Source organism: Neptunicella sp. (genome assembly GCF_048268085.1).
GTDB lineage: Bacteria > Pseudomonadota > Gammaproteobacteria > Enterobacterales > Alteromonadaceae > Neptunicella.
Window position 1 is genome coordinate 32076 of the sequence record NZ_JBLWWF010000016.1, and the last position, 15880, is coordinate 47955.

Sequence of the window (15880 nt, forward strand, 5' to 3'; positions counted from 1 at the left end):
ATGCGGGAGATTGGAATGCAAAACAATAAAACCGGGGCATTTATCTTAGCGATAGGCATTTTTCTAGGATTATCGACAATGGGCTATTTACTTGCTAATGCCGCAATTGATTACAAGCTGTTTGAGCGTAGCGTGACAGTTAAAGGATTATCGGAGCGCGAATACCCGGCAGATATTGTGATTTGGCCGATTCAATTTACTGCTGCCGATAATCAGCTTTCCACGTTATATGCCACAATTGACCAGCAAACCCGTCTAATTAAAACTTTCCTGCAAGATAAAGGGATTAACAGCAGCGATATCAGTTTTTCATCCCCGGCGATTACCGATAAATCGGCACAATCTTATGGCAACAATGCCGGTATTGAATATCGTTATTCAGCGATTCAATCGGTTACCGTGTATTCCAGCGATATTGAGACCGTACGCAGTGTTATGAGTGAATTATCGGATTTGGGTAAGCAGGGCATTGTGTTTACCGGTGATAATTATCAGGCTCAAACGGAATACCTGTTTACCCGTTTGAATGATGTCAAACCGGCCATGATAGAAGAAGCCACCCGCCAAGCAAGAGAGGTGGCCGAAAAATTTGCTGCTGATTCACAAAGCAAATTGGGTAAAATTAAACGCGCCTCACAGGGGCAATTTAGTATCAGTGCGCGGGATAAGAACAACCCCCATATTAAGAAAATACGCGTGGTATCAACGGTGGAATATTACTTATCTGATTGATGAATAAGCCGTTATGCCATGTACTTGGAGCATTATTTGAATAAATCGCGAGCACTGCTAGTCAGTTGCATCGCGATTTTAAACCGTTGTAAAGCCTGTGTTTACAACGCTGCTTTAATAATCAGCTCTGCATCTTTTGGGGTCATATCACCCCGCTCACCGAGCTTCATGACACCATTTTCCATCAGTTTTCTGGGCACCAGACGAATCGCCGAGTCGTCGATATTATGTTCGTGCAAATAGGTTTTCATGCCCATTTGCTGGAAGAACGCTTCGGTTTTTGCAATGGCTTGATCAATGGCCTTATCGGCATCGCTGGTATCCAAATGCCAGACCCGCTCAGCAAACTGGATCAGTTTGTCTCGCTTGGCGTTGCGCTGATGGCGGATTAATTGGGGGAATACAATCGCCAACGTCACGGCATGATCCAGTCCATATAGCGCGGTCAGTTCATGGCCTATCTGGTGGGTGGCCCAATCCTGCGGCACCCCGGCACCAATTAACCCGCTAAGTGCCTGGGTGGCGTTCCACATTAAATTGGCGCGGACTTCATAATTTTCAGGCTCGAACACTTTGGGGCCCAATTCGATCAGGTTTTGTAAAATCCCTTCTGCAAAACGGTCTTGAACGGTGGCATTGATCGGATAGGTTAAATACTGTTCCATCACATGCACAAAGGCATCCACGACACCATTTGCTAACTGACGGTCAGGCAACGAGTAAGTTACTTGTGGATCGAGTACGGCAAATTGAGGGCGGACATGATCGGACAAAAAAGCCAGCTTTTTGCCCATTTCGCTGCGATTCACCACTGACGCGGTATTGGTTTCGCTGCCAGTGGCAGGCAAAGTCAACACACATCCCATCGGCACGGCTTGGTTAACTGGTGCACCTTTAGCCAGAATATCCCAGGGATCGCCGTCAAACTTTGCGGCAGCAGCGATAAATTTGGCACCATCAACTACCGAACCACCACCGACTGCCAGTAAGTAATCGATATTCTGTTGTTTAACAATTTCAACGGCTTTCATCAGGGTAGTGAATTCGGGATTGGCTTCGATACCGGAAAATTCACTCCATTGATGTTCGTTTAGTTGTTCGGTGACTTGTTGATAAACACCATTACTTTTGATGCTACCGCCACCATACAGCAGCAGAATATTGCTGTTGGCGGGTAACAAGGTATTTAATTGCTGGATACTATCTTTACCAAAAGCGACTTTGGTTGGATTGTGAAAAATAAAGTTCTGCATAACAACACCTGATTGTTGGAAAGTGAAAGCGCTAATTACGTTAGATGTTAACTTTTACATCATTATTCTTATGGTGAATATTCGGCATAAGTTGGAACAAACTGTGTTGAAAATAAATTATGTTAGGCTTGGAAGATAAAAAACTAATCTAATTCATTTTCAGGAGCAGATTGATGTCATTCCATTCTTTTATTCCGCCACATCGTACTTTAATGGGACCGGGTCCCTCAGATATCAACCCTCGAGTCTTATCTGCATTGGCACGGCCTACCATTGGTCACCTTGATCCGTTGTTTGTCGCCATGATGGATGAACTCAAACAATTATTACAGTATGCCTTTCAAACTGAAAACACCTTTACCATTGCGGTTTCGGCGCCCGGCTCGGCCGGTATGGAAGCCTGTTTTGTCAATCTGCTAGAACCGGGTGATAAAGTCATTGTGTGCATTAATGGCGTGTTTGGCACCCGCATGCGTGAAAATGTCGTGCGTTGTGGTGCCGAGGCGATTGTCGTCGAAGATGACTGGGGCAGGGCTGTCACTCCTGAAAAACTGGAAACCGCACTAAAAGCTCACCCCGATGCCAAGTTTGTTGCTTTTGTGCATGCCGAAACGTCTACTGGCGCCTTGTCCGACGCCAAAACATTATGTGCACTCGCCAAGCAACACGGCTGTTTAACGATTGTAGATGCAGTTACATCATTAGGGGGCGTGGAACTGCGGGTTGATGACTGGGGGATTGATGCCATTTATTCAGGTAGTCAGAAATGTTTGTCTTGCGTACCGGGACTATCACCGGTCAGTTTTAGTCCATCCGCTGTTAATATCATTCAAAATCGTAAAACGCCTATTCAAAGCTGGTTTCTCGATCAATCACTGGTGATGGGGTATTGGTCTGGTGAAGGTAAACGCAGTTATCACCATACCGCGCCGGTTAATTCGCTGTATGCCTTACATGAATCATTAGTTATTTTGCACAACGAAGGGCTGGAAAATAGTTGGGCCAGGCATCAACAACAGCACCAGCAACTGGCTAACGGTTTTGCCGAATTAGAGCTGGACTTTATTGTGCCTAAAGCCGAACGGCTGCCGCAATTAAACGCTGTTAAAATCCCACAGGGTATTGATGATGCCAAGGTACGTCGCTATTTACTCAATCATTACAATCTGGAAATCGGAGCAGGTCTAGGGGATTTTGCTGGAAAAACCTGGCGAGTGGGGTTGATGGGATATGCTGCGCGCAATGAAAATGTCGCATTATGTTTGGCGGCTCTTAAAGATGCGCTATACCGAAATTAGTATTACAACCATGATATTAAAAAGCCGCCATTAGGCGGCTTTACAGTTATTAAATTCAACAAGTTTTATCTATTAGTGTAAATATTTGTCTAAAAAATCGGTCAGTTTTTTGTAATAAATTTGTTGGCTTTGGGGATTATCGAAAAAATGGGTACCATTTTTAATTTCGACATACTCTATATCTTTTCTATGCTTTGCTTTGTCATATAAGTTTTCTGATTGACTGTAATGCACGCGAGTATCATTTGTTCCATGAAACAATAACATTGGGCTTTGTATTTTATCTGTGTAATTGATGGCGGAAACCTGCGCTAATGCTTTTACTTCATCGGGATTGCTTAGATTAACAATATGTCCGGTGTACATGCCGTGATAGTCTTCATTTAGCACCATATCTTCTAAATCTGATATACCTGCCACACTGACTATACAATCAAACCTTTCCGGTTGCTGAAAACTGGCGGTCATGGCGACATAACCACCATAACTTTTACCTAATATACAGGCTTTGTTTTTTGATACTTTACCGGTCTGGATCGCCCAGTCCATCGCATCGTAGACATCTTGTTGCATAGCCTTACCCCATTGGAAATAGCCGGCATTTTCAAATGCGCTACCAAAACCTGATGACCCGCGAAAGTTGACTTGTAAAACCGCATAGCCATTTGCCACTAAATACTGCAATTCCGGATTAAAATACTTATAGTCTCGACTATGAGGGCCTCCATGGGGTACAACAATTAGAGGGGGACTTTGTACTTCGTCAGGTAAGGTTAAATAGCCACTAATCGTTTTACCATCTGATGCTTTAAAGCTGTAATTTTGTACATGAGGAAAAGCTATTCTAGTTAGGCTTGGATATTCTGAAATCCAGAGTCCGCCTTTTTTGTTTGCTAAATCAAAATAGAAATATGTTGAGGGGTGATTATCTTCTTGTTTGATTACCAAAATTTTGGTTTTATCTTCACTGCGGCTGACAATCGACACATGTTCACTTTTTAACAGTTGAGCGAGCGACGTTTCCTGTGCGCTGTCTTTTGGGTCGAAATAGTATTTGCGAGAGAAGTCATCACTGTAATAAACACCAATAATTTCTCCCTGACTGTTGACTAATCCACCGCCAACATCATAATCTGGATTATTGTATAGTAACTTCTCAAATTCACCACTAACAATATCAAACAACCATAAAGACTCTTTTCCGGTTTCGCGGTCTGATAGAATATATGCTTTGTCGCCCGCTTCAGTTATACCAATAACATTAAACGTGACCCCTTTACCCAAGGTACGGGTATAAAGTTTTTTGAGTTCATTTTGTGCCTTATCTCGATACCAGATAGTGCGAGTGATTAATTCATCTTTTTTATCGTACGCAACTCCTAGTCTTACAACGCCTTGCTTATCTGCACTCCAATATGAGATGTCATGTTCGTTGTTTTGGATTTTATTATATTTACCCGTAGGTATATTCACTTTAAATACTGAATATCCGCGATCCATATCGTCATAGGTCGATACCAAAATATGCTCTTCATCATTTTTCAGAATAGAGACAATGTTAAAGGTTTGATATTCATACCAACTCTTTTGGGTGAATTTACGTTGGGTTAATTCTTTGCCTTCTTTCTTTTCTACGTCAAACGCATAAAGACGACTTACTCGAAAAAACTCTCCATCGAGCCACTGTGGAGAGCTGGCAGAAATAATGATGTAACGATTACCTGACCAACTTACTGAGTCAACCCGGTCACGACCAAGTTTTAGCGTTGCCAGTATGCTGAAATCTAAACTCGGAAACGGAGCAACACTGACGGTTGGTCCTTCTGGAGTATTGTAAATGACAGCTATCTTTGTGCCATCAGGTGATATTTGAGGCTGCTCAACCGTGGGGAGTTGAGCAAAGTCGTGCCAGTTAACTTCACTGGCAAAACAATTTAAACAGATAAAAGCACAACAAAAAGCGAATAAACGCATCATTCCTCCATGAATATATGATTTTAAAATCAGAAGGTTACCTGCGTTTAATGGCGTTGTATAGATTGAACAGCCATTAACTTGTCAGTGATATTATTAGTTATGCCGTGAAAGATGCAATTGTGTAGATATTTGTCTGCACTCAACGCATATGAAATATATATTATCAACCATAGCCTGGTAGTCGACCAAAGCGATAGATTAACCTTAGCCAGTCGGGCTATAAATCAGGACAAAATTTATTTTTAAGTTGTTGGATAAACAACAAAGTATCCTGATCTTTAATTGAATAAAACAGAGTTTGTGCCTGTTTACGAAACTGGATTAAGTCTTGTTCGCGCAGCACCGCTAAATGCTGAGAGAATGAAGACGGGCTAAGTGTTGAGTGTGCCAGTAATTCACCGACGTTTTTCTCGCCACCGGCCAGCTGACAGAGTATTTGTAGTCGATGTTCATTAGCCAGACCGCGCAAAAATAGCGCGGCCTGTTGAGCGTGTTCCACTGGAATGGTTGTTAGTTCAGTCATCAGCGACTCTTTAGGATAATCGCTTGCTTAGCAACATACCGACCAGCATGGCAGCAACAAATATAAGCAATTCTTGCGATGCATACGCCAGTGAGGCTAGCGCGGGACCTGGACATAATCCCACTAATCCCCAACCGATACCAAACATCAGCGCACCCAGTATCAGACTACGATCTATCTTGATTTTTTTGGGGGGATTAAAACCATTGGCAAACCAAGGTTTACGTCTATTTTTAGTTAAGCTAAAGCCGATACCGGCAATGATTAGTGCGCCCCCCATGACGAGAGCCAAGCTAGGATCCCAGTTACCGCTTATATCCAAAAAATCCAGTACTTTCTGCGGGTTGGTCATTTGTGCCACGGTAAGGCCGATACCAAATAAAATTCCAGCCAGTAATGCTGATAAGTCACGCATAATGAATTACCTCATTAAATAAACGGTGAGCATAGCGATAGCCATGAAAAGACAGGTAGCGGTAATTGAACGCTTGGATAAACGGCTCATTCCACATACACCGTGACCACTAGTACAACCGCTTCCAATGACGGTGCCTGCCCCGACCAATAATCCTGCGATGATCAGCAGGGAAGTCGATCCTTGTGGAACCACAGGTTTGACGGCACCAAAATGAACAGCAATAAAACAGCCTGCGATTAACCCACCGACAAATAAAATCCGCCAACGGATTTCACTTGAAAGTGACAGTTTAATCCCTGAAACAATACCAGATATACCGGCAATACGGCCAATCAACAGCCATAATAACAGCGCCGCTAAGCCGATAAATCCACCACCGATAAGCGCGGAAACAGGTGTGAAATTATGCATCATCAATGCTCCTTTTTCATTAAGGGGTAGCCTTTTTCTTGCCATGCCAGAGTGCCGCCGGCAACAGAATACACATTACTCAGTCCCATTTCTTGCAGGGATTTGGCCGCTAATGCCGAGCGGGCACCACTGCGACAGTACAAATATATAGGATATTCAGATAAGGCCGCCAGTGGTTCTGGCTGATCTTTTACCGCTCCAATATTAACCAGATTAGCTTCTAATACCCCGCGTGATATGCACACAGCGTTGTCAATAATGCCATCATCCCACTCAGTCGACTCACGAATATCAATAATAATGGCATGTTGCAGATCTTGCAGCTGATACAGGCTATCCACGTCGATCTCTTGTATCTGTTGCTTGGTTTGTTGAACCAGTTGCTGATAGTTTTTGAGTGAATTCGACATAACTATTTACCTTAACGAATGATTGAGGGAAGGGTTTGATAGATAACAAAGCTGGCCATGCCTAATAAAAACAAGGCAAAGCCTTTTTGCAATAATCGGCGTGGCAATAATGGAACCAGTTTTTGTCCCACTAAACTTCCGGCAATACCACAACCGGATAGAATACCGAGTATTGTCCAATTTAAATGAGCAGATTGTTGGCTAAGTAGATGTTGGTAATGGATAAAGCCAATGCTCGAATTAATGACGATGATGACTAGGCTAGTAGCGGCCGCCTGATGAAATGCCAACCGCCCCATCAAAACCAGTGCTGGCACAATTAAAAATCCACCTCCGACACCGACAAAACCGGTGGCCACCCCAATTATTGCCCCTTGTAGTATTAATAGCGGCAAATTGGGTGGCCGGTTTTCAGTTTGGCGAGAGGACTGATTGCGCCACATAAATACCACGGCTAATAACATTAATACCGCAAATACCAAGAGTTGTACTGCACCACTCACAAAACTGGCTAAGGCTGAACCACCCACCGTGCCAGCAATGCCCGGCAAACCTAACCAGATAACATGACGCCAACTAATATGACGCTTGGGCAAATTAAATAGGCTGGCTACAAAACTGATACTTGCGACCACTAATAACGAGCCCGCAATGGCTACTTTGGGATCCTGTCCTGCCAGGTACACCAAAACAGGCACTGTCAGGATCGAGCCACCGGAGCCAAAAATTCCCAAACTTAAGCCAATAAACAGCGCACCTAAAACGACAGAAAACATTTAAATTCCAAAAATGAATAACATATAACAATTAGTTGTATGTTAATTCGTATTTTGCTAAATTACAAGTCGCTTTTATTGAGGGGGATTTATGGCTATTCAGGTTGAAGCATTTTTTCATCAAGACACATCCACGTTGTCATACATTGTTTATGATCAAGACAGTAAAGAGGCGGCAATTATCGATCCGGTGCTGGACTTTGATTATGCATCAGGCCAAACCGCCACAAATTTTGCCCAGCAGTTATTGGACTTTGTGAGCAAACAACACTTGAGTTTGAAGTGGATATTAGAAACTCACGCTCATGCCGATCACCTGACCGCAGCACAATACATTAAACAACAGGTGGGAGGGCAGATTGCTATTGGCGGCGGGATTACCAAAGTGCAGGATACCTTCCAAAAAATTTATAACTTAGCTGGCAGCATAAAAACTGATGGCAGCGATTTTGACCGACTATTTAGTGAAGGTGATACCTTTAATTTAGGTGTTTACACGGGACAAGTGTTAGCGACCCCCGGGCATACTAACGATAGTCTGAGTTATGTAATTGATGGTCACGCCTTTGTCGGCGATAGCCTGTTTATGCCCGATGCAGGGACGGCGCGTTGTGATTTTCCCGGTGGCAGTGCGGCGATTTTGTTTCAGTCGGTGCAGAAATTGTACGCGTTGCCAGAAGACACGCTAATTTATGTCAGTCATGATTATCAGCCTAATGGCCGTGAACTCGCCTATGTAGCCAGGGTTGCGGAGCATAAAAGTACCAATGTCCATATCAATACCAATACGCAGGAAGCCGAGTTTATTCAGGTTCGTCAAACGCGTGACGCCACGTTGGGGATGCCCCATTTAATTCTGCCCAGTATTCAAGTCAATATTCGTGCCGGGCATTTTCCAGACGCAGAAGATAATGGGGTCAGTTATCTCAAGTTGCCAGTTAATCTGGTCGGCACAAAACCGCAGTGAGCTGACCAGTCTAAGCTATAGCAAAATGGCACTTGTAAGTTGGCGGCTGGCTGCTAGAATCGCCGCCAATACTTTCCGTTAAAGGGAAGTAGACACCAAGGGGTGCTGAAGTTGTCAGTAGACAGCTATCGGCTGAGATCCAGCAATGGGAACCCTGATACCTGATCCGGATAATACCGGCGTAGGAATGGGCTGATGTTTTTGACTCAATACATCCACTATTATACCTGCCGTAAAGCCGGATCTTTTCTAACTGAAGAGATCCTATGAAACAATTTAAACCAACATTACTTGCCAGTTTGATGGCACTTTCTTTGAATTCTATTGCCGCTCAGGCAGAACAGATAGACAACGATTCCCTCGAAACCATTGTGGTGCAAGGCACCTTAACCAGCACACCCTTATCTGAGATGGCCAGTAGTATTACCGTTTGGGATGATGTCAGCATCGAACAACGTCATGCACAACATCTTGAACAGATGCTCAATCGTGCCGCCAATGTGAATTTTGCCAGTGGGGCCAGCCGTGGCCGTTTTATTCAAATTCGTGGTATCGGTGAACGTAGTCAATTTGTCGATCCAATTAATCCGTCCGTCGGTTTTATTGTGGATGGTATTAACTATTCCGGTTTAGGAGCCGGTGCCAGCATGTTTGATGTGGCGCAAGTAGAAGTGTTTAAAGGGCCGAACAGTACCCGTTTCGGTGCCGATGGTTTGGCGGGCATGATTAACGTGATCAGCAAAGAAGCCGATGCTCGCAGTACCGTTGATTTACAAGCCGGAGTGGCAAATTACAATAGTTGGCATCTGGGCGCTGCCGCTGGGGGCGCGTTAACTGATTCAACAAATTTTCGCGTATCGGTATATCAAAATCGCAGTGACGGCTTTATCGAAAATACCTTTTTAGATCGTGATGATACGCAAAATATCGATGAATTTTCAGCCAGAGCCAAGCTGGACTGGCAGGCCAGTTCAGAGTTAAACATCAAAACGGTATTGCATTTTATTGATGTGGATAATGGTTACGATGCATTCTCGCTAGATAGAGATCGTACTACATTATCTGATGAGCCGGGCTTTGATCGGCAAAAAAGCCAAGCCATTGCAATTAAAGGGGCTTATCAAGGCTATAGCTGGGCAGACTTGCAGTTGCAAGTGACCCATTTACACGCCGACTTGGGTTATGCCTTTGATGAAGACTGGAGTTACGTGGGAATAGCACCGGGGTGGGAATACTCCTCCACCGATGAATATTTACGGGATCGTAACGAGCAGTCTGTTGAGTTCAAATTCACCAGTAAGCCCGGAATCCAGAACAGTTGGACTGTCGGGGTCTATTACGCCGATAAAGATGAAGAATTACAGCGTAATTTCTTTGATTGGGATGCTTATACTGACGCGCAATTTTTTAGTGATGTGACCCGCAAAGATGCGGCGATATTTGGCGAATATCAATATCACCTGTCTGAGCGTAGCTGGCTGACCAGCAGTTTACGGTTAAGCTCGCAGCAATTGGATTATCAGGATTCCAATCAAGTGGTTACCAGTGTGGATGATAGCGACTGGGGTGCACAATTCAGTTATCACTATCAAGTTGATGCACAAACCATGTTATACGCCAGCGCGCTGCGCAGTTTTAAAATGGGTGGCGTTAATGGTGAAGCGTTAAGTAAAGTCGATAGTGCCGGTTTCGAAGAGTTTCGCGATATTCTGTTAGCTCATAAAGCCTTTAAACCAGAATCCTTGCTAGGCGTGGAACTTGGCGCTAAAGGCAGTAATAACGCCGGTGATTTAACCTATGACGCTAATCTGTTTTATCAGTGGCGGGATGATATCCAGTATAAAAACTGGTTCGTCAAAGATCAGTCTTTTGCCGGATTTTATAACAATGCCGCCGATGGTACGAACTACGGAATAGAAGTGCAGTTGGGCTATCAGCTAAGCGAGCAAGTCAGCAGTTTTGTTAATCTAGGCTGGTTAAAAACTGACATTAGTGGCATTAGTCGTCAGGATGGCATTCCTATCAATCACCGCGAACAAGCACATGCTCCGGAATATCAAGTTAATGCCGGTGTCAATTGGCAAATTAACTCGGCATTTAGCTGGCTGCTGGAACTGGATGCGAAAGACGACTTCTACTATTCCTATAGCCATGATTCTCGTTCCGATAAGGTCGTACTGGTGCACACGAGTCTGGATTATCAAATGGATAACTGGAAAATCAGTTTATATGCCCGCAATCTGTTTGATCGTGAATACGCCAACCGTGGTTTCTTCTTCGGCAATGATCCCCGAGACGAATATCTGGAACATACCTATGAGCAGTTTGGTGAACCACGTCGATTCGGTATCGATGTTAATTATCACTTTTAAGATAGCACCTACATTATTTAAGGAATTAACATGAAATTAATTGCAGAAATATCACTTTATCCGTTAAACCAAAAATACATTGCACCAATTCAAGCGTTTATCGACCGTTTAAATAGTTATCCCGAGCTAAGTGTGGATACCGGCAGAACCAGCACGGTGGTAGAAGGCGAATACCTGCCTACCATGCAGATTTTGGCTGAAGAAATGCAACGAAGCCATCAGGAAATAGGTCAGGCTATATTTGTGTGTAAATTTCTTAATGGTGACAAAGTCGGTAGTGGCGAATGACCTTTTTTGAGATTGTCGTCCAGCAATGGACACAACAATCGGTTTGGGAGATCGTAGGCGTGGTATTAGCCATTGCCTACGTATGGCTGGCCGCCAGACAAAGTGTCTGGTGCTGGCCAAGCGCCTTAATTGGCACTGGGATCTATACTTGGCTGCTATGGGAACATAGTTTGCCAATGCAGTCTTTTTTGCATTTTTATTATTTGCTGATGGCGGTTTATGGCTGGTGGCATTGGCAAGCTAACCGTGAACAAGAACCGCTGCAAGTAATCGAAAAAAGTTGGCGTTATCACTTAGGTGTAATTAGCGGCCTATTGCTACTGAGCTTATTGTTGATCCAACTGCTTGCCAGCAGTTTCTCGGCAGAACACCTGTACCTGGATGTTTTGACTACCGTATTCAGTTTGTTCACGACCTGGATGGTGACGCAGAAAATTCTGGAGAACTGGCTGTACTGGATGGTCATTAATTCCGTATCGGCTTACTTATACTGGCAAACCGGTTTGTATCTGACTACCTTACTATTTGTCAGCTATTTTGGTTTTGCAGTATATGGCTATATTCAGTGGAGAAAGACATTGCTGACTTCCGATGAGGTTTTTGCATGAAATCCATTGATAGGCTAACCGGATATTTGCGCCAACTAAGCTGGTTATCAGCCGATTTTCGGTTAAGCCCATTGAAGGGCGGCACTATCAATAATAATTATAAATTACAGTCCGGTGACGACAGTTATTTGGTTAAAAATTTTGTGGGTGAGGAATTTGTATTACTCACTCGCAATGACTGCTTTGAATTACAGCGTAAATTAGGTGAGTTGGGACTGGCTCCCCAACCTGTACATATTTCCGAAGATGGCTTAATTCATATCGAAAAATGGTGTGAGATAGAAACCCTTAAAGATCGAATGTTCCAGCCAGATTTGCATCTTCCATTACTGGCTGAAAGTTTATCAAAAGTACATCAACTGGACGTTAAGGTGGACGAGTTGCCGTTATTGGCGCAATGGCACCGCTATTTACAACGCATTGAAACGAATAAACCCAACTGGCAGCAGCGCATTAATAATACTGCTCATTTGTGGATGCAATCGGCACGAGACGTATTTTGTCATCATGATTTGGCCTATGAACATATTTGCTTGTCACCACAGGGAATATTGCTTGATTGGGAATATGCCGCTCGATCGAATCGTTATTTTGATATTGCCAATGCCGTGTTAGTCAATCAGTTGAGCAACAAAAATACCAAATTGTTATGTGGGTATTACGCCCGCATTAATGGGGTCACTGAAGCCTCGGTATTCAAGCAAGTGGTTGGCATGTTACCCGTCGCACAACTGACGGCCGACCTATGGTATGCGGCTGCCGAGCAGCAAACTGATTAAAAAAAAAGCGGACAGTTAAAAATTACCATTTGCTGATGGCTTTTTGCTTTACCTTTAAAGCCGCATAAGTATAATGCGCGATTCATCTGCAGGGGTGTAGTTCCAATTGGTAGAACAGCGGTCTCCAAAACCGATGGTTGGGGGTTCGAGTCCCTCCACCCCTGCCACTTTTCTTTAGTGTTTGAAAATCCCTCACACTTTGTCGTAAGCCTAATTGATTGAGTGACTAAGTTTTATGGTTTGCACCTCGAATGAGATATTTTCATTTCTCATCAGGGAAGAAGATGAAAGATAAACAACCCCTCGTGTTATCATCGCTATTTTATATGCTAATCTGTTTGCCATGAATGCCTTATCTGAATATCAACAAGCGGTGTTAGGTCAACTGGGTATTATCCAGTGGCGTTTACGCGATCCTGCTGTTAATGCACAGACTCAGTCTGAACCTGTAGCGGAATCTCCTGTAGTATCCACACCTCTGTCAGAAATAGTAAAGAATGTGGCACAGCCAGAAGATCTTGTAACAGCGACTCCAGCAGAAAATACCGTACAACAGATGAAGCTGGATCCGTTGTTTGCACAAGACGTACTACTGGCACTGGAACAGTTACAGCCAACCGTATCAGTAACCTTGGATTGGCAAGTGGGCGAGCAAATTCAACTCAACGAAAACCTATTAATCACACCACCTCTTGAGCAATTGCAGGCTCAACCTCAGCTTAAAAAGCAACTCTGGAATATTTTGCAACAGTGGCAGAAATAGTCTTTAGTCGGATTACTCCGCAGAATTATCAACCTGCTTTTCAGCTTCATTGTGCATGTCAGGCTTTTCCCTCATCAGAACAAACGTTTTTATCTTGCCTCGGTAATAAGTATTTTGCTTATCACGCCATACTTGATGATCAAGTGATTGGTTTCTATGTGGGGCATCAGGTGTTGGATGAGCTGACGTTAATTGATATTGGGGTGAGCTCAAACATGCGCGGTAAAGGATTTGGGCGGAACTTAATGACGCATTTTGAGCAACAATGCCAACAGCGTGGTGCCCAGCAAATCTGGCTGGAAGTCCGTGAATCAAACAGCGTTGCGATTAATCTGTACCAAGCGTTTGATTTTGCCGAGATTGAACATCGCAAAAATTACTATCCTACCGACAAAGGCTGGGAAGACGCCATCGTCATGAGTAAGATGTTTTTCTAGAGTATGAACAGAACATTAGCTCAGCAATTGAAAACAAACTTTCACGCAGAGACGCCAAGTCGCAAAGGGAAGTCATTTATTGCTCTGTCTGGATTTTTGCTCTTCGCGGCGTAAACACCGACCTGCATTTGAATGAATACCGTAGGACGGGGTTTAGCTCGTCACTGAATTACCTTGCCGATTGACGCTCGTGTCATTTTACCTGAGACTAATAGACCGTCTAAATCAGGAAAAAAATGATCAATGAAGACACTTTCACCAACGGATGTTAGCGCCTTGATGGCAGAAGCTGAGCAAGTTATCGGCAAGGCTTATGAACCCTATTCTCATTATCCGGTAGGGGCCGCAGTATTATTGGACAATGGCGAGGTGATCAGTGGCGTCAATATCGAGAATGCTGCGTACCCGTCGGGTATCTGTGCCGAAAGAGTGGCGTTGGGGAACGCGATTAGCCAGGGTTATAAAAATATTGTTGCCGTGGCTGTGTATTCACCCAAGGGGGATATTAGTCCTTGCGGCATGTGTCGTCAGTTTATCTCTGAATTTGGCGCCGATATTTTATTGGTATTCCAATGGCAAGGTGAGATCAAACAAGTCACGATTAAGGAATTGCTGCCCTTTTCATTTGACCAGGCAATGGTGAATTCATAACTGAAAATGCATTAACGGTGGGAAATTGATGACAGCTGAAAAAGCCAATATTGCTAACGAGTTTGTGGTGTTAGGGCCGGATAAAATGGCCACCAAAGTGCCAGTGACGCCCACCATCTATCAGCAACTGGACGATAACTTTAATCATTTTAAAGGACACGAACTGATTGCCAGTTATGATTTCGATTCTGACTGGGGCAGTTGGGAAATGCATCCTCAAGGGGATGAAGTTGTGATCCTGTTATCCGGCGAAGCTACTTTTGTTATTGATGACGGGCAACAACTGCATTCGTTAACGCTACAGCAGTCCGGTGAATATGTGATTGTGCCCAAAGGCTTATGGCATACCGCTAAAACTAGCGTTGCCACCCGTATGCTGTTTATTACTCCCGGTGAAGGTACGCAACATAAGGCCGATGAAAAATAATGTCCAATCCCGAACAGATGATGGCCGCGGTCGCCTCAACTTTGCAACAGCGCACTGGTAAAACCTTGCACCAGTGGATTGAGTTGGTTGAGCACAGTGGCATTGATCCACTCAATCAGAATGACGTCAGGCGCTGGTTAAAACAGCAACATGGTATAGCGCAAAATTCTCAATGGGCGATTGCTGATGCTGCGGCGCGGGCTGCCGGTTGGCAACCACCGACGCTGGAAGAATATATCTCCCAACAATATGCTGGTGCCAAAAGTGAGTTGTTACCTATTTTTGAACGTTTACAACAATTGATTTTGGCGCTGGGGGCGGATGTACAAGTTGAAGGACGCGCCAGTTATATTCCCTTTATGCGCAAACGTCAGTTTATTGCTATTGCCGCCGCGACAAAAAAGCGGGTGGATGTGGGGCTGCGTTTTACTGATCCTCCTGTATCAGCTTTGCTACAACCGGCCAATGCGCCCGGTCAGGCCACCCATAAAATCAGTTTAACCAGCATCAATGCGATCACCACCGAAGTGGAAACATTGCTGGTCGCTGCCTATCAACAAAATGGCTAGCAGATATGCAGCAACCGATTCAAGGCTATCATCTGGATGAAGAACAACATTGGGTGGCCGAGCTGGTGTGTGGACATTTTCAACATGTGCGGCACAACCCGCCCTGGACAAATCGCCCGTGGGTCATCACCGAACAGGGCAGGCAATCGATGTTGGGTCACCAACTTAATTGCAAAAAATGTGATGAAGGTGCACCGAGGGATGTTAAACATTTAGTTTAG

At 44.2% G+C, this 15880-nt stretch carries 20 protein-coding genes, 1 tRNA gene and 1 riboswitch; of the genes, 14 read left to right on the forward strand and 7 right to left on the reverse strand.

Annotated features, from left to right (window positions below; genetic code table 11):
* Positions 1 to 15: 15 nt before the first annotated feature.
* Positions 16 to 732, forward strand: coding sequence for an SIMPL domain-containing protein (locus ACTD55_RS13335; RefSeq protein ID WP_438864832.1), 717 nt, complete (start codon positions 16 to 18; stop codon positions 730 to 732).
* A 101-nt stretch (positions 733 to 833) separates the two neighbouring features.
* On the opposite strand, the gene ACTD55_RS13340 is transcribed toward ACTD55_RS13335, so the two are convergent.
* Positions 834 to 1985, reverse strand: coding sequence for an iron-containing alcohol dehydrogenase (locus ACTD55_RS13340; RefSeq protein WP_438864833.1), 1152 nt, complete (start codon positions 1983 to 1985; stop codon positions 834 to 836).
* A 173-nt stretch (positions 1986 to 2158) separates the two neighbouring features.
* Between ACTD55_RS13340 and ACTD55_RS13345 the strand changes: the two genes are divergently transcribed.
* Positions 2159 to 3283, forward strand: a complete 1125-nt coding sequence (locus tag ACTD55_RS13345) for a pyridoxal-phosphate-dependent aminotransferase family protein (protein WP_438864834.1) — start codon at positions 2159 to 2161, stop codon at positions 3281 to 3283.
* Between the two features lie 72 nt (positions 3284 to 3355).
* On the opposite strand, the gene ACTD55_RS13350 is transcribed toward ACTD55_RS13345, so the two are convergent.
* The 6 genes from ACTD55_RS13350 to ACTD55_RS13375 form a co-directional block, all read right to left on the reverse strand.
* Positions 3356 to 5260 carry an alpha/beta hydrolase family protein gene (locus ACTD55_RS13350; protein WP_438864835.1) on the reverse strand — a complete coding sequence of 635 codons (1905 nt, stop codon included), beginning with the start codon at positions 5258 to 5260 and terminating at the stop codon, positions 3356 to 3358.
* Positions 5261 to 5477: 217 nt separating this feature from the next.
* Complete coding sequence (locus ACTD55_RS13355) at positions 5478 to 5783, reverse strand: ArsR/SmtB family transcription factor (protein ID WP_438864836.1); 306 nt, start codon at positions 5781 to 5783, stop codon at positions 5478 to 5480.
* Positions 5784 to 5793: 10 nt separating this feature from the next.
* Positions 5794 to 6198 carry a DUF6691 family protein gene (locus ACTD55_RS13360; protein WP_438864837.1) on the reverse strand — a complete coding sequence of 135 codons (405 nt, stop codon included), beginning with the start codon at positions 6196 to 6198 and terminating at the stop codon, positions 5794 to 5796.
* Positions 6199 to 6204: 6 nt separating this feature from the next.
* Complete coding sequence (locus ACTD55_RS13365; protein ID WP_438864838.1) at positions 6205 to 6615, reverse strand: YeeE/YedE family protein; 411 nt, start codon at positions 6613 to 6615, stop codon at positions 6205 to 6207.
* Positions 6615 to 7022, reverse strand: a complete 408-nt coding sequence (locus ACTD55_RS13370; RefSeq protein WP_438864839.1) for a rhodanese-like domain-containing protein — start codon at positions 7020 to 7022, stop codon at positions 6615 to 6617. Before ACTD55_RS13370 ends, ACTD55_RS13365 begins: the two co-directional genes overlap by 1 nt.
* Positions 7023 to 7033: 11 nt before the next feature.
* Positions 7034 to 7798, reverse strand: a complete 765-nt coding sequence (locus tag ACTD55_RS13375) for a sulfite exporter TauE/SafE family protein (protein ID WP_438864840.1) — start codon at positions 7796 to 7798, stop codon at positions 7034 to 7036.
* 91 nt (positions 7799 to 7889) lie between these two features.
* On the opposite strand from ACTD55_RS13375, the gene ACTD55_RS13380 reads away from it, so the two are divergent.
* From ACTD55_RS13380 to ACTD55_RS13435, 12 genes are all read left to right on the forward strand, one after another.
* Entirely contained in the window at positions 7890 to 8765 is an 876-nt protein-coding gene (locus ACTD55_RS13380; RefSeq protein WP_438864841.1) for an MBL fold metallo-hydrolase, read from the forward strand.
* A gap of 88 nt (positions 8766 to 8853) precedes the next feature.
* Positions 8854 to 8970: riboswitch (TPP riboswitch) on the forward strand.
* Positions 8971 to 9031: 61 nt separating this feature from the next.
* Positions 9032 to 11137 (forward strand): TonB-dependent receptor, encoded by a 2106-nt coding sequence (locus ACTD55_RS13385; RefSeq protein ID WP_438864842.1) that lies wholly within the window; start codon positions 9032 to 9034, stop codon positions 11135 to 11137.
* Between the two features lie 30 nt (positions 11138 to 11167).
* On the forward strand, positions 11168 to 11425 hold the full coding sequence (locus ACTD55_RS13390) for a hypothetical protein (RefSeq protein WP_438864843.1): 258 nt from the start codon (positions 11168 to 11170) through the stop codon (positions 11423 to 11425).
* Positions 11422 to 12033, forward strand: a complete 612-nt coding sequence (gene pnuC, locus ACTD55_RS13395; protein WP_438864844.1) for a nicotinamide riboside transporter PnuC — start codon at positions 11422 to 11424, stop codon at positions 12031 to 12033. Before ACTD55_RS13390 ends, pnuC begins: the two co-directional genes overlap by 4 nt.
* Positions 12030 to 12812 (forward strand): phosphotransferase, encoded by a 783-nt coding sequence (locus tag ACTD55_RS13400; RefSeq protein ID WP_438864845.1) that lies wholly within the window; start codon positions 12030 to 12032, stop codon positions 12810 to 12812. The genes pnuC and ACTD55_RS13400 overlap by 4 nt, the downstream gene beginning before the upstream one ends.
* 90 nt (positions 12813 to 12902) lie before the next feature.
* Positions 12903 to 12979: transfer RNA gene (locus ACTD55_RS13405), tRNA-Trp, on the forward strand.
* Between the two features lie 176 nt (positions 12980 to 13155).
* Positions 13156 to 13575 (forward strand): DNA polymerase III subunit psi, encoded by a 420-nt coding sequence (locus ACTD55_RS13410; RefSeq protein ID WP_438864846.1) that lies wholly within the window; start codon positions 13156 to 13158, stop codon positions 13573 to 13575.
* Positions 13563 to 14012, forward strand: coding sequence for a ribosomal protein S18-alanine N-acetyltransferase (gene rimI / locus ACTD55_RS13415; RefSeq protein ID WP_438864847.1), 450 nt, complete (start codon positions 13563 to 13565; stop codon positions 14010 to 14012). Before ACTD55_RS13410 ends, rimI begins: the two co-directional genes overlap by 13 nt.
* Before the next feature lie 243 nt (positions 14013 to 14255).
* Entirely contained in the window at positions 14256 to 14663 is a 408-nt protein-coding gene (gene cdd / locus ACTD55_RS13420; protein ID WP_438864848.1) for a cytidine deaminase, read from the forward strand.
* Positions 14664 to 14691: 28 nt separating this feature from the next.
* Positions 14692 to 15090: a cupin domain-containing protein gene (locus ACTD55_RS13425; RefSeq protein WP_438864849.1), complete on the forward strand. Its 399-nt coding sequence runs from the start codon at positions 14692 to 14694 to the stop codon at positions 15088 to 15090.
* Complete coding sequence (locus ACTD55_RS13430; protein ID WP_438864850.1) at positions 15090 to 15659, forward strand: DUF5655 domain-containing protein; 570 nt, start codon at positions 15090 to 15092, stop codon at positions 15657 to 15659. Before ACTD55_RS13425 ends, ACTD55_RS13430 begins: the two co-directional genes overlap by 1 nt.
* 5 nt (positions 15660 to 15664) lie before the next feature.
* The gene (locus ACTD55_RS13435) at positions 15665 to 15880 is read left to right on the forward strand and encodes a DUF3565 domain-containing protein (protein ID WP_438864851.1); all 216 of its coding nucleotides are present in this window, start codon (positions 15665 to 15667) and stop codon (positions 15878 to 15880) included.

Excerpts from the sequence above, each read along its gene's own strand:
- ACTD55_RS13340 (WP_438864833.1), bottom strand. The coding sequence starts at position 1,985 with ATGCAGAACTTTATTTTTCACAATCCAACCAAAGTCGCTTTTGGTAAA.
- ACTD55_RS13345 (WP_438864834.1), top strand. The coding sequence starts at position 2,159 with ATGTCATTCCATTCTTTTATTCCGCCACATCGTACTTTAATGGGACCG.
- ACTD55_RS13335 (WP_438864832.1), top strand. The coding sequence starts at position 16 with ATGCAAAACAATAAAACCGGGGCATTTATCTTAGCGATAGGCATTTTT.
- ACTD55_RS13370 (WP_438864839.1), bottom strand. The coding sequence starts at position 7,022 with ATGTCGAATTCACTCAAAAACTATCAGCAACTGGTTCAACAAACCAAG.
- cdd (WP_438864848.1), top strand. The coding sequence starts at position 14,256 with ATGAAGACACTTTCACCAACGGATGTTAGCGCCTTGATGGCAGAAGCT.
- ACTD55_RS13380 (WP_438864841.1), top strand. The coding sequence starts at position 7,890 with ATGGCTATTCAGGTTGAAGCATTTTTTCATCAAGACACATCCACGTTG.
- ACTD55_RS13350 (WP_438864835.1), bottom strand. The coding sequence starts at position 5,260 with ATGATGCGTTTATTCGCTTTTTGTTGTGCTTTTATCTGTTTAAATTGT.
- ACTD55_RS13385 (WP_438864842.1), top strand. The coding sequence starts at position 9,032 with ATGAAACAATTTAAACCAACATTACTTGCCAGTTTGATGGCACTTTCT.
- ACTD55_RS13360 (WP_438864837.1), bottom strand. The coding sequence starts at position 6,198 with ATGCGTGACTTATCAGCATTACTGGCTGGAATTTTATTTGGTATCGGC.
- ACTD55_RS13375 (WP_438864840.1), bottom strand. The coding sequence starts at position 7,798 with ATGTTTTCTGTCGTTTTAGGTGCGCTGTTTATTGGCTTAAGTTTGGGA.
- ACTD55_RS13400 (WP_438864845.1), top strand. The coding sequence starts at position 12,030 with ATGAAATCCATTGATAGGCTAACCGGATATTTGCGCCAACTAAGCTGG.
- ACTD55_RS13410 (WP_438864846.1), top strand. The coding sequence starts at position 13,156 with ATGAATGCCTTATCTGAATATCAACAAGCGGTGTTAGGTCAACTGGGT.
- ACTD55_RS13435 (WP_438864851.1), top strand. The coding sequence starts at position 15,665 with ATGCAGCAACCGATTCAAGGCTATCATCTGGATGAAGAACAACATTGG.
- pnuC (WP_438864844.1), top strand. The coding sequence starts at position 11,422 with ATGACCTTTTTTGAGATTGTCGTCCAGCAATGGACACAACAATCGGTT.
- ACTD55_RS13365 (WP_438864838.1), bottom strand. The coding sequence starts at position 6,615 with ATGATGCATAATTTCACACCTGTTTCCGCGCTTATCGGTGGTGGATTT.
- ACTD55_RS13430 (WP_438864850.1), top strand. The coding sequence starts at position 15,090 with ATGTCCAATCCCGAACAGATGATGGCCGCGGTCGCCTCAACTTTGCAA.
- ACTD55_RS13390 (WP_438864843.1), top strand. The coding sequence starts at position 11,168 with ATGAAATTAATTGCAGAAATATCACTTTATCCGTTAAACCAAAAATAC.
- ACTD55_RS13355 (WP_438864836.1), bottom strand. The coding sequence starts at position 5,783 with ATGACTGAACTAACAACCATTCCAGTGGAACACGCTCAACAGGCCGCG.
- ACTD55_RS13425 (WP_438864849.1), top strand. The coding sequence starts at position 14,692 with ATGACAGCTGAAAAAGCCAATATTGCTAACGAGTTTGTGGTGTTAGGG.